The organism is Streptomyces chisholmiae (assembly GCF_031845445.1).
GTDB classification, from domain to species: Bacteria; Actinomycetota; Actinomycetes; order Streptomycetales; family Streptomycetaceae; genus Streptomyces; species Streptomyces chisholmiae.
This window is the reverse complement of record NZ_JAVREO010000152.1, coordinates 1-464: the sequence shown is the minus strand read 5'-3', so window position 1 is coordinate 464 and position 464 is coordinate 1. Positions and strand designations below refer to the sequence as shown.

Genomic DNA, 464 nt, shown 5'->3' with positions numbered 1-464 from the left:
CCGTAGAACCAGGCGTGAATGCCGCCGAACGCCAACAACATTCCCACCGCATAGGCCGTGATGCTGCCGGTGTTGAACAGCGCGAACGCCGGGAAGACGACGACGGCATAGGCGGCGATCCCCGAGGCGTAGACCGCCTTGGGGCTGAACCGGTCGGCGAGTAGCCCCGATACCGGCAGCAACACCGCCATCAGCAGCGCCGCCACGGTGACCACGATCAGAACCGGCACCTTGCCCAGATGCAACGTCGTCGTGGCATACGCGATGGTGAACACGCCCCAGGTGTTGAACGCGGCGCCCTCGCCCCAGCGGGACAGCAGGCCCAGCACGGTCGAGCGCAACGCCGGGGGACGGAAGATCTCCTTCACGGGCACTGCCGAGCGCTCGTCGTTGTCGCGCAGCTTCTCGAACGCCGGCGTCTCGGCGACGCGGAACCGAACCACCACACCGAAGATCACCAGCAC

The 464-nt window shown here is 66.8% G+C and carries 1 protein-coding gene; it reads right to left on the bottom strand.

Annotation, left to right across the window (positions count from 1 at the left end):
* Positions 1-464: MFS transporter (locus RM844_RS32535; protein WP_311671042.1), on the bottom strand; the 464-nt coding region annotated here is incomplete at both ends.